Origin of the sequence: Saccharopolyspora rectivirgula DSM 43747, from assembly GCF_000497205.1 — a bacterium.
In the GTDB taxonomy this organism is placed as follows: domain Bacteria; phylum Actinomycetota; class Actinomycetes; order Mycobacteriales; family Pseudonocardiaceae; genus Saccharopolyspora; species Saccharopolyspora rectivirgula.
In genome coordinates, this window is the sequence record NZ_AYJW01000023.1 from 42427 (window position 1) to 55943 (window position 13517).

Annotated in this window: 13 protein-coding genes; 8 read left to right on the forward strand and 5 right to left on the reverse strand. The window is 67.9% G+C overall.

Annotation, left to right across the window (positions count from 1 at the left end):
• Together SREC43747_RS0108665 and SREC43747_RS0108670 are read left to right on the forward strand one after the other, a co-directional pair.
• Positions 1-876: an alpha/beta fold hydrolase gene (locus SREC43747_RS0108665; RefSeq protein ID WP_051387886.1), complete on the forward strand. Its 876-nt coding sequence runs from the start codon at positions 1-3 to the stop codon at positions 874-876.
• A gap of 25 nt (positions 877-901) precedes the next feature.
• A complete protein-coding gene (locus SREC43747_RS0108670) occupies positions 902-2002 on the forward strand; it encodes a glycosyltransferase family 4 protein (RefSeq protein WP_029720792.1) in 1101 nt (366 codons plus the stop codon).
• Here the strand turns inward: SREC43747_RS0108670 and SREC43747_RS0108675 are convergent.
• Positions 1983-2390, reverse strand: a complete 408-nt coding sequence (locus tag SREC43747_RS0108675) for a peptidase inhibitor family I36 protein (RefSeq protein WP_051387887.1) — start codon at positions 2388-2390, stop codon at positions 1983-1985. The two genes, SREC43747_RS0108670 and SREC43747_RS0108675, sit on opposite strands and share 20 nt — an antisense overlap.
• A 246-nt stretch (positions 2391-2636) precedes the next feature.
• Here SREC43747_RS0108675 and SREC43747_RS0108680 point away from each other — a divergent pair, with 246 nt between their 5' ends.
• Positions 2637-4289, forward strand: a complete 1653-nt coding sequence (locus SREC43747_RS0108680) for an FAD-binding dehydrogenase (RefSeq protein ID WP_029720794.1) — start codon at positions 2637-2639, stop codon at positions 4287-4289.
• A 47-nt stretch (positions 4290-4336) separates the two neighbouring features.
• Positions 4337-4627 carry a YrhK family protein gene (locus SREC43747_RS0108685; RefSeq protein ID WP_029720795.1) on the forward strand — a complete coding sequence of 97 codons (291 nt, stop codon included), beginning with the start codon at positions 4337-4339 and terminating at the stop codon, positions 4625-4627.
• Here the strand turns inward: SREC43747_RS0108685 and SREC43747_RS21925 are convergent.
• From SREC43747_RS21925 to SREC43747_RS0108700, 3 genes are read right to left on the reverse strand one after another with little or no spacing between them, the layout of a single operon-like run.
• Positions 4621-5262 (reverse strand): SH3 domain-containing protein, encoded by a 642-nt coding sequence (locus tag SREC43747_RS21925; RefSeq protein WP_152528364.1) that lies wholly within the window; start codon positions 5260-5262, stop codon positions 4621-4623. The two genes, SREC43747_RS0108685 and SREC43747_RS21925, sit on opposite strands and share 7 nt — an antisense overlap.
• Before the next feature lie 14 nt (positions 5263-5276).
• Complete coding sequence (locus tag SREC43747_RS0108695; RefSeq protein ID WP_029720797.1) at positions 5277-6887, reverse strand: monocarboxylic acid transporter; 1611 nt, start codon at positions 6885-6887, stop codon at positions 5277-5279.
• Complete coding sequence (locus tag SREC43747_RS0108700; protein WP_029720798.1) at positions 6887-7306, reverse strand: DUF485 domain-containing protein; 420 nt, start codon at positions 7304-7306, stop codon at positions 6887-6889. The genes SREC43747_RS0108695 and SREC43747_RS0108700 overlap by 1 nt, the downstream gene beginning before the upstream one ends.
• 697 nt (positions 7307-8003) lie before the next feature.
• On the opposite strand from SREC43747_RS0108700, the gene SREC43747_RS0108705 reads away from it, so the two are divergent.
• From SREC43747_RS0108705 to SREC43747_RS0108720, 4 genes are all read left to right on the forward strand, one after another.
• Positions 8004-10967, forward strand: a complete 2964-nt coding sequence (locus SREC43747_RS0108705; RefSeq protein WP_029720799.1) for a sensor histidine kinase — start codon at positions 8004-8006, stop codon at positions 10965-10967.
• Positions 10968-11072: 105 nt separating this feature from the next.
• Complete coding sequence (locus SREC43747_RS0108710; RefSeq protein ID WP_029720800.1) at positions 11073-11513, forward strand: roadblock/LC7 domain-containing protein; 441 nt, start codon at positions 11073-11075, stop codon at positions 11511-11513.
• Between the two features lie 7 nt (positions 11514-11520).
• Positions 11521-12048 carry a DUF742 domain-containing protein gene (locus tag SREC43747_RS0108715; protein ID WP_051387888.1) on the forward strand — a complete coding sequence of 176 codons (528 nt, stop codon included), beginning with the start codon at positions 11521-11523 and terminating at the stop codon, positions 12046-12048.
• Positions 12029-12652 (forward strand): GTP-binding protein, encoded by a 624-nt coding sequence (locus SREC43747_RS0108720; protein WP_029720802.1) that lies wholly within the window; start codon positions 12029-12031, stop codon positions 12650-12652. The genes SREC43747_RS0108715 and SREC43747_RS0108720 overlap by 20 nt, the downstream gene beginning before the upstream one ends.
• 66 nt (positions 12653-12718) lie before the next feature.
• On the opposite strand, the gene SREC43747_RS0108725 is transcribed toward SREC43747_RS0108720, so the two are convergent.
• Positions 12719-13516: an SAM-dependent methyltransferase gene (locus tag SREC43747_RS0108725; protein WP_051387889.1), complete on the reverse strand. Its 798-nt coding sequence runs from the start codon at positions 13514-13516 to the stop codon at positions 12719-12721.
• Between the last annotated feature and the right edge of the window lies 1 nt (position 13517).

Sequence of the window (13517 nt, forward strand, 5' to 3'; positions counted from 1 at the left end):
ATGAGCACCACCACAACGGACACCACCGGGCACCGCACCCGGATCCTCGGTTCGCAGCTGCACTACTGGACCTACCGGGACGAGCTGGCCGGCACCGCTCCCACGGTGTTCATGGTGCACGGGCTGCGCGGCACCCACCACGGGCTGGAACTGCTCGCGGCCGAACTGCCCGAGCACCGGGTCGTCATCCCGGACCTGCCCGGGTTCGGCGACTCCAGCCCGATGACCGGAGCGGGCCACGACGTCGCCGGCTACGCGGCGGCGATGACCGAACTGGTCGAGCACACCGCCCGCGGGGAACCGGTGGTCCTGCTCGGCCACTCCTTCGGCTCGATCGTCGCCGCGCGCCTCGCCGCCGAATCCCCCGGGCTGGTGCACCGGTTGGTGCTGGTCAACCCGATCGCCACCCCGGCGCTGCAGGGGCCGCGGGCGCTGCTGTCCGCGCTCACCAACGCCTACTACCAGGTGGGCAGCAAACTCCCGCCGCGGGCCGCCACCGCCCTGCTGAGCAACCGCTGGATCGTGCTGGCCGCCAGCCGGGCGATGACCTGCACCGACGACGCGCAGCTGCGCCGGTTCATCGACCGCAGCCACCTGCAGCACTTCAGCCGCTTCCACAGCCCCCAGGTGCTCAGCGAAACGTTCCGGGCCTCGGTGTCGCACACCGTCACCGACCACGCCGACCAGCTCGGCATGCCGACGCTGCTGGTGGCGGGGGAGAAGGACGACATCGCACCGCTGCCCGGGCAGCGCGCCCTGGCGGCCCGGCTCGCCGACGCGCAGCTCGTGGTGCTGCCGGACGTCGGCCACCTGGTGCACTACGAGACGCCCGCCGAAGCCGGCTACGAGATGAGACGGTTCTTGGCCGTCCGATGACCCGCTGCGAACCGGGAGAACGCCGATGAAGGTGTTTGTCGACGCCCGCTGGACCAGGACCGACCACCACGACGGGATCAGCCGGTTCGGGGCCAGCCTGATCGAAGCCCTGCACCAGCTGCATCCGGTGACCATGCTCATCCACGACGAGATGCAGCTGGCGCTGCTGCCGAAGAACGTGCCGTGGGTGAAGGTCAACAGCCCGTTCTCACCCCGAGAACTGTGGATCTCCCGCACCCTCAACCGGCTCGGCGCCGACGTGGTGTTCAGCCCGCTGCAGATCATCGGCGGTTTCCGACGCGACTACCGGCTGGTGCTCACCCTGCACGACCTGATCTACTACCGGCACCCGCAGCCGCCGTCCTTCCTCCCGTGGCCGGTTCGCGTCGCCTGGCGGCTCTACCACAAGGCCTACTGGCCGCAGCGCGTCATGCTCAACCGGGCCGACGCGGTGGTCACGGTCAGCGAAACCACCAAGAAGCTCATCGACCAGCACCGGTTGACCAAGCGCCCCGTCACCGTTGTCCACAATGCACCCAGTGGGCCGCTGAACGCCCCGCGGCAACACCCGGAAACCGCGCAACCGTCGCGGGAACTGGTGTACATGGGTTCGTTCATGCCGTACAAGAACGTCGAAACCCTGATCGCGGGCATGGCGCACCTGCCGGACTACCGACTGCACCTGGTGAGCCGGATCGAGCCGCAGCGCGAGGCCGAACTGCGCGCTCTGCTGCCGGCCGGGGCGGACGTGGTCTTCTGGCGGGGAATCAGCGAAACCGACTACCAGCACCTGCTGGCCAGATCGACCGCGCTGGTCACCGCTTCCCGGGACGAAGGGTTCGGGCTTCCGGTCATCGAAGCCATGCACGCCGGCACCCCGGTGGTGTGCAGCGATCTCGAGATCTTCCACGAGGTCACCGGCGGGCACGCGCTGTTCTTCTCCCCGGATTCACCGGAGGAGTTCGCCGCTTCGGTGCGGAAACTGCAGGACCCCCAGCAGCGCCAAGACCTGGTGGCCGCCGCGAAGCAGCAGGCCCGGAAGTTCAGCTGGGCCACGTCCGCCGAACGCCTGCTGGAGCTGATGCGCAGGCTGGTGTCCGACGAGGTCAGTGGCTCCACACCTTGATCGCACGAGCCACATAGGACGAATGCGGCACGTACGACCCGGACGGATAGGTGTGGAATTCGGCCTGGGTGTCGCACACCGGGTCCTGGTAGACCGTCACCGGGTGCCCGGTGTTGTTGACGAAGGACTGCGCTTCCAAGTCGGCCGGCAGCGCGATGCACTGCTCCGAAGCGGACACGTCCAGCGCCGCGGAATGACTGCGGCCGCCGAACTGCGTCTCCGACCAAGCGCAGAACTGCCCCGGCTGGCACAGCTGCGCCCCCGCCGCCTCCGAGCTGGGCGCCAGCACCGCTCCGGCCAGCGCGGCGGCGAGCACCAGCAGCGCGGCAACGGCCGAGCGGCGCAGCGGTTTCACCCCGCTGTTCGGCCAGAAGGCAGCAGCGGACATCTGGAACTCCTTTCCTGAGGGGAACGTTCGAACCAACCGGGCAGGCCCGGCGGTACCGCCAAGATCCGCCAACCACTGATCACCACGCCACTGATTCGGGTGGATACACCCCAACCGTGTGGTTTTCGGACAGCGCTGGAGTTGACGACCGGTGATGGCCACACCCCGCCGAAGGGGTGTTCTCCCGTGGTCGGGTGCGGTATACAAGCAGTCTGGTTACCCAGCGGTAAGCGCGGAGGATCGCCGATGACCTTTGACGCCGACGTCATCGTGGTAGGAGCCGGGCTGGCCGGGCTGGTGGCGACCGCTGAACTCGCCGCCCGCGGCCGCCGGGTGATCCTGCTGGACCAGGAACCGGAAACCTCGCTGGGCGGTCAGGCCTGGTGGTCCTTCGGCGGCCTCTTCCTCGTCAACTCCCCGGAACAACGCAGGCTGGGCATCCGCGACTCCCACGAACTGGCGTTGGCCGACTGGCTGGGCTCGGCCGGTTTCGACCGCCCCGAAGACCACTGGCCGAGGCAGTGGGCGCACGCCTACGTCGACTTCGCCTCCGGTGAGAAACGCGCCTGGCTGAGCCAACTCGGGGTGCGCTTCTTCCCGCTGGTGCAGTGGGCCGAGCGCGGCGGCCACCTGGCCACCGGCCACGGCAACTCGGTGCCCCGCTTCCACATCACCTGGGGCACCGGCCCCGGCATCCTGGAGCCCTTCATCCGGCAGGTCCGGCAAGCCGAAGAGCAGGGCCTGGTGCAGCTGCGCTTCCGGCACCGGGTCAGCGAACTGCTCACCAGCAACGGCGCGGTCACCGGGGTGAGCGGGGAGGTCCTCGCCCCCACCAGCGCCCAGCGCGGCCAACCGAGCTCCCGCGAACCCGTCGGCGACTTCACCCTGCACGCCGGCGCGGTCATCGTCTCCTCCGGCGGCATCGGCGGGAACCCGGACCTGGTGCGGCGCAACTGGCCCGAGCGGCTCGGCCCACCGCCGAAGAACCTCATCCACGGGGTGCCGGACCACGTCGACGGCCGCATGCTGGAAATCGCCGCCCGCGCCGGCGCCAACATCATCAACCCCGACCGCATGTGGCACTACACCGAAGGGATCCGCAACTACGCGCCGGTGTGGACCAACCACGGCATCCGCATCCTGCCCGGCCCCTCGTCGGTGTGGCTGGACGCGCTGGGGCGCCGCCTGCCGTCCCCCCTGTTCCCCGGCTTCGACACCCTGGGCACGCTCGAACACATCGGCAAAACCGGCTACGACCACACCTGGTTCGTGCTCAACCGGCGCATCATCAGCCGGGAGTTCGCGCTGTCCGGTTCGGAGCAGAACCCCGACCTGACCGGCCGCAGCATCCGCGGTCTGCTGCAGCGAGGTGGCGGTGGCACCCCGGGGCCGGTGGCCGAGTTCGTGCGGCGCGGGGAGGACTTCGTGGTCCGCCGCACCCTGCCGGACCTGGTCCGCGGCATGAACGAGCTGGTCGGCGAACCGCTGCTGGACCCCGCCGAAGTGGAACGGCAGATCGTGGCCCGCGACCGCCAGATCACCTCCGGCCTGGGCAAGGACGAGCAGGTCAACGCCATCCGGGAAGCCCGCCGCTACTCGGTGGACCGGCTGATCCGGGTGGCCGCCCCGCACCGCCTGCTGGACCCCGCCGCCGGCCCGCTGATCGCGGTGCGGCTGAACCTGTTGACCCGCAAAACCCTGGGCGGGCTGGAAACCGACCTGTCGGCGCGGGTGCTGTCGGCCACCGGCGAACCGGTTCCCGGGTTGTACGCCGCGGGCGAGGCCGCCGGATTCGGCGGGGGAGGAGTGCACGGCTACCGGGCCCTGGAAGGAACTTTCCTGGGCGGGTGCCTCTTCTCCGGCCGCCAGGCGGGCCGAGCGGCCGCCGAAGCCGGCTGAGCCCGCGTCGAACGGCGAACTGCCCGCCCCTGACCGACACTGGCAGCATGAGCGACCCGGCAGAATCCGGCCCGCTCGTCCTGCGCCTGGGGCGGGACGAGCTGCTGATCCGACGCCGCTACGAAGTGCTGAGCATCGTCAACGACTTCCTGATCGCGCTGTGGTTCATCGTCGGCAGCATCCTGTTCTTCAGCCCGGCCACCGCCACCGCCGGGACCTGGATGTTCCTGCTCGGCAGCCTGGAGCTGGGCATCCGCCCGGCCATCCGGCTGTCCCGGCACGTCCAGCTGCGCCGCTGGCAACCAGCCGGCACCCGCGGGTCCGACCAGGACTACTGAAACAACTCGAATTCGCCCAGCGGGCTGTCCGACAAGTAGCACGCACTGGCGAAGCCGGTGATCGAAGTGCGGTGGTTCGTCACTTCCACCCATTCGCTCGAGACCGATCCGTCCGGGCAGACCACGCTTTCCCCGGGAACCGCGCGGTGCACGCGGGCCCGGTCGCCGGGGTTGCCGGTGCCGCGGATTTCCGCGGTGGTGTCCGGGGCGCTGCGCAACCGCACGCCGGTGTCCTGGAAATCCCGCGCCGCGATCGCGTCGGAGAACTCCCTGAAAACCGATTTCAGTTTCGCAACGGCTGGGTCGACTCCGCCGAAGTACGGGATGGCGGCCGCGATGGCCACGATCCCAATGGCCTTCCGGATCATCTCGCCCCCAGTCAGCACTGCGTCGGCTCGTCCGACATGCCTCCCCGGGCATACCCGGTTCCCGGCCGGGAGAAACGCCGCGCGAAGCGCACCCGGGAACCCCCCGGCGCGGATTTCCCAGACGGGCCAGCGCAATCGGTGGAACGCGACCGTCCGGTCCGGAACAAGCAGGGGGAGGCGTTCCCCGGCCGTGGTAGCCCACGCGAGTTGCTGCGGGGCGGTCGACCGGGGAAAGGAAAATGGCCCCGGAGCGAGCTCCAGGGCCATTCCCCGCGTTCGAGTCAGCCTCGACGGGTGCCGATCCCCGTCAACGCGCGGACCTCCATCTCGGCCCGGCGCTGCTCGTTGGACGGGTCCTTGCCGATGAAAGTCCCGATGACCGCGAAGATGAAGGACACCGGGATGGACACGATGCCCGGGTTCTTCAACGGGAAGAACGCGAAGTCCACGCTCGGGAAGATGGAATCCGGAGAACCCGACACCACCGGGGAGAAGATCGTCAACAGCAGGCACGAAGCCAGACCGCTGTAGATGCCCCACAGGGTGCCGGTGGTGTTGAACCGCTTCCAGAACAGCGAGAACAGCAGGGTGGACAGGTTCGCCGACGCGGCGAACGCGAACGCCAGACCCACCAGGAACGCGATGTTCTGGCCGTTCACCAGGATGCCGCCGAGGATGGAAACCGCGCCGATCACCAACGCGGTGGTTCGGGCGACCTTGACCACCGACTCCGAATCGGCCTCACCGCGGCGCAGCACGTTGGCGAAGATGTCGTGCGCGAAGGAAGTGGAAGCGGTCAGCGTCAACCCGGCCACCACGGCCAGGATGGTCGCGAACGCCACCGCGGCGATGATGCCCAGCAGCACCGAGCCACCGATCTCGTAGGCCAGCAGAGGCGCCGCCGAGTTCTCGCCACCCGGGGCCTGCAGGATCGCGTCCGAGCCCACCAGCGCACCGGCCCCGTAACCGATGACCAGGGTGCAGATGTAGAACAGCGCCATCGTCCACGTCGCCCACACCACCGAGCGGCGGGCCTCCCGGGCGTTGGGCACCGTGTAGAACCGCATCAGCACGTGCGGCAGACCGCCCACGCCGAGCACCAGGGCAAGCGACAGCGAGATGAAGTCCAGTTTGGTCGTGTTGTCCTTGCCGTACTCCACACCCGGGCCGAGGATGCTGTGGCCGTTCGGGTTGTTCTCGGCCGCGTCGACCAGCAGGTCGCTGAAGTTGTACCCGTACTTGCCCAGCAGGAACACGGTGATCACCGCGGCGCTGACGAACAGCAGCACCGCCTTGATGATCTGGACCCACGTGGTCCCCTTCATGCCCCCGATGAGCACGTAGATCATCATCACCACGCCGACCGCGGCGATGACCAGCGCCTGACCCAGTCCGGAGTGGATGTCCAGCAGCAGCGCCACCAGACCACCGGCGCCGGCCATCTGGGCGATCATGTACACCAGCGTGATGGCCAGTGTGGACACCGCTGCGGCGGCGCGCACCGGGCGCTGCTGCATCCGGAAGCTCAACACGTCGCCCAGCGTGAACCGGCCGGTGTTGCGCATTCGTTCCGCGATCAGCAGCAGGTTGACCAGCCAGGCCACCAGGAAGCCGACCGAGTACAGGAATCCGTCGTAGCCGTGCACCGCGATCGCCCCGGCGATGCCCAGGAACGAGGCGGCGGACAGGAAGTCACCGGACAGCGCGATGCCGTTCTGCAACCCGGTGAAGGTGCTGCCGGCGACGAAGTAGTCGCTGGAGCTGGCCATGCTGCCAACCCGGTACACGACCACCAGGGTGATCAGCACGAACACCGCGAAGATCGTGGTGTTGGTGATCGCGTGGTCGGACGGCAACACCTGATTCGTCTCGGCGAGCAGGTACTCAGTCATCACCGCTCACCGTCCACTTTGTCGCGAAGCTCATTGACGATGGGATCCAGCTTCCGGTGTGCGAACCGCGCGTACAGCCACGTCAACGCCACGGTGGTCACGAACTGCCCCAGTCCCATCACCATGCCGACGTTGATCTCCCCCACCAGCGGTTCGGACATGAAGTCGGGGGCGTAGGCGGCGGTGATGACGTAACTGAGATACCAGGCCAGGAAAAAAGCGGTGGCCGGGAAGATGAACAATTTGGTCTTCCGCCGCAGCTCCCGGAATTCCGGCAGCTGCTCGATCTCGGAGTACTCCGGCCGTTCAGTCGCGGTCCGGCGAACCGCGCTCTTGTCGATACCACCGAAGGCAGTCCGCGCTTTTCCGGGCTGGTTGCGGGGGCTGCCGCGCAGCGCGGATTGCGTTGCGTTGCTCATAGGTCACTTCCTGGAAGGGTTGCACACGTGTGCCAGCCTGCGGCGGCGGCAAATTCTAACTGCTGCCGCATCAGCGGCAACAGTGTGGTGATCACCACGGGGCGGTTGTTTTTGGCGTTATGTCGAGCTTTTCTAGCTGGGCTCGGCGCAGGCGGCACCGATGATTACTGAGCGGATTTTTCCAGGTTGTGACATTGCTGTGAAAAACGATCGTCATTCGAGGCATTTCTGCAGGTAGACGACGATCAAGAGAAGAAGCGAATGGTGTCCGGGAGAAAAATAATCATCAAACCGAGCTGGCGTTGAGCACTGAACGTGACAAAAGGGTGTCGGTGGCGGGCGCAAAAACGAAAAGCCCATAGTTGTCACGGTGGCGGCGAGCCTTATAGTGCTGAGGCATTGAAAGACAGCTCGACCGGAAGGGCCCGAGGTTTCGGCAACTGGTGCTCATGATGTGGGCGGCAAGTACGGGTGTGGTCATGCAGGGTGCCAGTGAACACCGCGCCGCAGCGGTGCGCCGCCGCGCGGCATTCCGGTCTCCGGGTGGTGCCCGACCAGCTGGATTTCGGACCAAACAAACCCAGACGACGATTGCGGGATCAGCACGCATGCGCCGTTCACCAAGGCTTTGTTCGCAGGAAAGGGTCCACACCGTGACTCAGCAGCACGGCACCGCGGGCTCGCAAGGAGGGCGCTGGTGAGCGCGGGCAAGTTCGGGCGTATCCGGGAAACACTGTTCCAGTGGCGCAACTGGTCACTGCCCACCAAGCTGGCCACAGTCCTGTTGGTACCGGCCCTGTTCGCCGTCACCCTCGGTGTTGTGCAGGTCCGCACCCAGATCGACGAGGCGAACGAGTACCAGCGGGTCAGCCAAGTTCTGGACGCCGTGGACCTGGTGGAGCCGTTGCTGGCCCAGGTCCAGCGGGAACGCACGACCGCCGTGGAGTACATCGTCGGTGACGTCGGCCCGGACGCGCTTCCGGCCACCACCGAGGCGGTCGACGAGGCCGTGCAAGACGTCCACGGGGTCTTCCAGCGCAACGACAACTACGGCCCCATCGTTGGCGAGCGGTACCGCGAGCTGCAGGAAGCCCTGGACGCGCTTCCCCAGCTGCGCCAGCAAGTCCGCGACCGGCAAATCCCGCCGGCCAAGGCGATCGAGGACTACACCGCCCTGGCCACCTCGGTGATGTCCCTGGACCGCGCGCTGACCAGTACGGTCGCCGACCGCCGGCTGTCCAGCAACGCCAACGCCCTGCTGGACCTGGTGGGCATGATGGAGGAGGTCCGCCTCCAGCAGGCGTGGGTGCTCACCGGGCTCACCGAAGGCGCCATCGACCAGGTGGCGCTGCAGAACCTCTCCGGTTCCAGGGCCCGACTGCTGCAGCGAATCGAAGACGCCCGCGCCACCGTCGCCAAGCACTGGCAGGACCGCCTGGAACGCACCCTGGAAGGCCAAGGCATCCTCGAGCGGAACCAGATGCTGATGGCCATCATCGCGGAAACCACCGACGACGTGCACAGCGGCAGCTACTCGGTGGACCGCAACCTGTGGAACCAGCGTTCCGACGACTCCGTCGCCCTGATCAACGACGGTCACAGCGACCTCTCCGACGAAACCCGGCGCATCGCCTCCGAGCTGGAGGACGACGCCAGCGACACCGCGGGCTGGAGCTCCGTCGGCCTCCTGCTGGCGCTCGCCCTGTGCGCGGCGGTCATCGTCACCATCACCCGCCAGCTGCTCAACTCGATGAGCCAGCTGCGGTCGAGCGCCCTGGACGCGGCGAACAACCAGCTGCCCGCCGCGGTGGCCAGCATCCGCGCCGGCGCCCGCGCCGAAGAGGTCAGCATCGAACCGGTGCCGGTCACCACGAAGGAAGAGGTCGGTCAGCTGGCCCGCGCGTTCGACCGCGTGAACCAAGCGGCCCTGCGGCTGGCCGCGGAGCAGGCCGACCTGCGGCGCGGCGTCAGCGACGTGTTCGTCAGCGTCTCCCGGCGGAGCCAGGCGCTGCTGGAACGGCAGCTGCGCCTGTTCGAGGAGCTCGAGCAGGACGAGGAAGACCCGGACCAGCTGGCGCGTCTGTTCCAGCTGGACCACCTGGCCACCCGGATGCGCCGCAACAACGAGAACCTGATGGTGCTCTCCGGGCACTCCCTGGTGCGGCGCTTCACCAAGCCCACCGACCTGGCGGACGTGCTGCGGGCCGCGGTCTCCGAGATCGAGCAGTACCCGCGCGTCACCGTGCAGCCCCTGCCGTCGGTGAAGCTGCGCGGCAACACCGCCAGTGACATGGTGCGGTTGATGGCGGAGCTGATGGACAACGCCGCCAACTTCTCCGCCCCCGACACCACGGTCACCGTCTCCGGGTACCAGTCCGGCGAGGGCAACATCGTCATCGACATCCTCGACCAGGGCATCGGGATGAGCGAGGAACAGCTCGCCCGGGCCAACCGGGTGCTGGCCAGCGCCGACGAGGAGGAGATGGCCACCTCCCGGCGCATGGGCCTGTTCGTCGCCGGTCGACTGGCCGCCCGGCACGACGTCACCATCGAACTGCACGGCGGCAAGGACGTCGAAGGCCTGCGGGCCACCGTGGTCATCCCCGCGGACCACGTCGTCGGCGGTGAGCAGCGCGGCCCCGACGTGGTCGCCCCCGCTGCCGAGCCGGGGCGCCGCAACGGCCACTCGCACCCGCAGATGCCGACCTCCGGCACCTTCGGCACCGCGCTCGGCGGCCCCACCGAAAGCCCGGCCGCCCCGAGCACGCCCGCCGCGGAGCTGTCCTCGGGGGCGAGCCTCTTCCAGTCGAACTCCAGCGTCTCCGAGGCGCCCACCGAGCACCTGTTCGACAACGCGCCGAGCGGCCCGCAGCCCTCGGCCGAACCCGCGGAGCTGAACTGGCCCAGCACGGAGGAGGTCGAGCAGCGGCCGGAACCACCGCGCACCAGCCCCCAGGAGGGCACCACCCACCAGGAGGCCACCAGCCAGTGGTTCCAGCCCGCCAGCGAGAACCCGTACTTCAAGGAGCAGCTCGAATCCGGCGGGTTCAGCTGGCCCAGCGACGAGGAGGCCCAGCAGTCCGGTGCGGACCAGGACCCCGGCTTCCCCGCCGAAGAACCGGGTGGTAGCGGCTCCCAGCCCACCGCCGGGACCGCTCCCGCAACTGGTCAGGAAGGCCCGCAGCAGCCCGCGGAAACCCCCGTGACCGCTTCGGGACTGCCGCGACGAGTGCGGCGTCGGAAGCCGGAAGCTGAACAGCCAGCTGCCAGCAAGACGACCAGGAGCGCAGAAGAGATCAGCCGGCAACTCGCCGACAGGCACAATGGAATCCACTTCGGACAAATGAATCGCTCGGAGAACTCCGGGGTGAGCCCGGAAGCGCCAGCGGAAGGAACGGCCAGCTCCACGTGGAACTCCGGGCTGGACGAAGCCCGGAAAGCAGCGGAAGCCGCGGCCAACCCGGAGCCGACCTCGTTCACTTCCGCCGGCCTGCCCCGCCGCACCCCGAAGGCGCACCTGGTACCGGGCAGCTTCTCCGGTGCGTTCGAAGACTCGGCGAGTGCGGCGCCTCCGCGGGATGCGAAGAACATCCGCGGTCGGCTGGCCGATTTCCAGAGCGGCGTGCGTCGTGGCCGCCACCGGGCCAATGACGAGGAGTGAGGGTCGTGCGCATGGCACTACGAGCAGAGCCCACCCGAACACAGTGACGAGCCCAGGAAAGTCCGCCGCGGACCGTGGTCATCTCGGCTACGAACAGGAGGTTGCATGACTGCTCAGGAGACGATTTCCCGCAGGTTCGGCTGGCTGATCACGGACTTCACCGAGCGGGTCGCCGGTGTAGCCCACGCGATCGTGGTGTCGGCTGACGGACTGCTGCTGACCGCCTCGGCAACCCTGCCGCGTGACCGGGCTGACCAGCTCGCCGCGGTTGCATCCGGTCTGTTGAGCCTCACCCAGGGCTCGGCGAAGTGCTTCGAAGCTGGGCGGGTGATCCAAACGATCGTCGAGATGGAACGCGGCACCCTGCTGCAGATGGGGATCAGCGACGGGTCGTGCCTCACCGTGCTCGCTTCCCCGCAGTGCGACATGGGGCTCGTCGCGTACGAGATGACCATGCTCGTCGAGCGGGTCGGCCAGATGCTGACGCCGGAAATCCGGTCGCAGCTGCAGTCTTCATCAAACTCGTACACGGGCCAGCTGGTGTGAGGGCGCTATGAGCAGAGGGGACTGGGACCGAAGATCCGACTCCGGTGACAACACCTTCGTAGAGGTCGTCAACAGCTTCAGCCTGGCCAGCGGCCGCCGGCGCAAGCGGCAGAAGCAGGAGGAAGAACAGCTGGCAGCGCAACGCGAGCCCAGCATGGACGACCGCACGGAGTCGGAGCCCGACGAGATCGAGGTGCCAGCGGCCTCGAGCATCCGGTCTTACACCTGGACCGGTGGGCGAACCAAGTCGAACTACAAACTCGAGCTGGAAACCCTGGTTTCTACCAGTGAAGCCTACCGGCCAGGGATGGCCGTGAGGCTTGAGCACCAGTCGATCGCTGAACTGTGTGTCCATCCGAGATCGGTAGCGGAAGTGGGGGCACTGTTGTCCGTGCCGATCGGCGTGGCTCGCGTACTGTTGGCCGACATGGCCGAACTGGGGTTGATCACCATTCACCAGACGGTTAGCGAAAGCGGCAGTGCACCACATTTGGTGCTGATGGAAAGGGTATTGAGTGGACTCCGTCGGCTCTAGGGTCCCGCACGCCGGCCCCACCCCGCCACAGGCAACGCAACGCGGCGGCACCACCTCGGCGAAAATCGTTGTCGCCGGCGGCTTCGGGGTCGGCAAGACAACGTTTGTCGGGTCGGTATCGGAAATCATGCCGCTCACCACCGAAGCGGTCATGACCGAGGCCAGTCGCGGAGTGGACGATCTCGGCGCAACCCCGAACAAGACCACGACAACCGTGGCCATGGACTTCGGCCGGATCTCCCTGGACTCCGACCTGATCCTCTACTTGTTCGGCACCCCCGGCCAGCAGCGCTTCTGGTTCATGTGGGACGACCTGGTGCGCGGCGCCATCGGCGCGGTCGTGCTGGTCGACACCCGCCGACTCGCCGACTCCTTCTCCGCGGTGGACTTCTTCGAAGACCGCGGTCTCCCGTACCTGGTCGCGGTGAACTGCTTCGACGGCAAGATGCTGCACACCATCGAGCAGGTCCGGGAAGCAATGGCGATCGGGCCGGAAGTGCCGATCGGGCCGTGCGACGCGCGCGACCGGGAATCCACGAAGCAGACTCTCATCGCCCTGGTCGAACACGCGATGCGGTGGTGGACCAGTCGGCAGTCGAGCTGAGAACAGCGAGCCCGCTGCGGATCCCCGCGGAACCGCAGCGGGCTCGCCAGTTCTCGAAGTGGGGAGTCAGGGCTTGCGAGCCACCCCGCCGAGCAGCAGGTGCTGCTCGGGCGTGAGCGGCTTGAGCCGCGGACCGTCCGGCCACCACTCGAACAGGTAGGTGAGCCCCGGCTCGACGAGCTCGAGACCGCAGAACATGTCGAGGATCTCCTGCCGGCCGCGGTAGAAGCAGCTGCCCATCAGGGTGTTGAACCGGGTCTGCGACTCCTCGGCCAGCTTCGCCAGGTCGCTGCCGTCCCCCGGGTTGTACAGGTGGGAGATCGCCACGAACGAACCGGACGGCAGCGCGTCGACGTAGCGCTGCATGATCTCCCGCGGCCCGTCCGAGTCCGTCACGTGGTGCAGCGTGTTGGCCTGGATCAGCGCGATCGGCCGGGTGAAGTCGAGGTTCCTGGTGACCACCGGGTGCTGCAGCACTTCCTCGGGTTTGCGGAGGTCGGCGACCGCGAAGTGGGTGCACTCGTTCTCCTCCAGCAGGGCCCGACCGTGGGCGGCGACCGACGGGTCGTTGTCGACGTAGACCACGTGCGCGTCCGGCAGCACCCGCTGCGCCGCCTGGTGGGTGTTCTCGGCGGTCGGCAGCCCGGATCCCAGGTCGAGGAACTGGTCGATGCCGGCCTCGGAGGCCAGGAAGCGGATCACCCGGATCAGCCACGCCCGGCACTGGCGACCGACCTCCACCGCCTCCGGGGCGATTTCCAGCAGCTTGCGAAGCACCTGCCGGTCGACCTCGAAGTTGTCCTTGCCCCCGACGAAGGCGTCGTAGACCCGCGCGATGCTCGGTTTCGTCGTGTCGATGTTCAGG

Excerpts from the sequence above, each read along its gene's own strand:
- SREC43747_RS0108685 (WP_029720795.1), top strand. The coding sequence starts at position 4,337 with ATGAGCGACCCGGCAGAATCCGGCCCGCTCGTCCTGCGCCTGGGGCGG.
- SREC43747_RS0108710 (WP_029720800.1), top strand. The coding sequence starts at position 11,073 with ATGACTGCTCAGGAGACGATTTCCCGCAGGTTCGGCTGGCTGATCACG.
- SREC43747_RS0108665 (WP_051387886.1), top strand. The coding sequence starts at position 1 with ATGAGCACCACCACAACGGACACCACCGGGCACCGCACCCGGATCCTC.
- SREC43747_RS0108670 (WP_029720792.1), top strand. The coding sequence starts at position 902 with ATGAAGGTGTTTGTCGACGCCCGCTGGACCAGGACCGACCACCACGAC.
- SREC43747_RS0108680 (WP_029720794.1), top strand. The coding sequence starts at position 2,637 with ATGACCTTTGACGCCGACGTCATCGTGGTAGGAGCCGGGCTGGCCGGG.
- SREC43747_RS0108700 (WP_029720798.1), bottom strand. The coding sequence starts at position 7,306 with ATGAGCAACGCAACGCAATCCGCGCTGCGCGGCAGCCCCCGCAACCAG.
- SREC43747_RS0108695 (WP_029720797.1), bottom strand. The coding sequence starts at position 6,887 with ATGACTGAGTACCTGCTCGCCGAGACGAATCAGGTGTTGCCGTCCGAC.
- SREC43747_RS0108675 (WP_051387887.1), bottom strand. The coding sequence starts at position 2,390 with ATGTCCGCTGCTGCCTTCTGGCCGAACAGCGGGGTGAAACCGCTGCGC.
- SREC43747_RS21925 (WP_152528364.1), bottom strand. The coding sequence starts at position 5,262 with ATGGCCCTGGAGCTCGCTCCGGGGCCATTTTCCTTTCCCCGGTCGACC.
- SREC43747_RS0108715 (WP_051387888.1), top strand. The coding sequence starts at position 11,521 with ATGAGCAGAGGGGACTGGGACCGAAGATCCGACTCCGGTGACAACACC.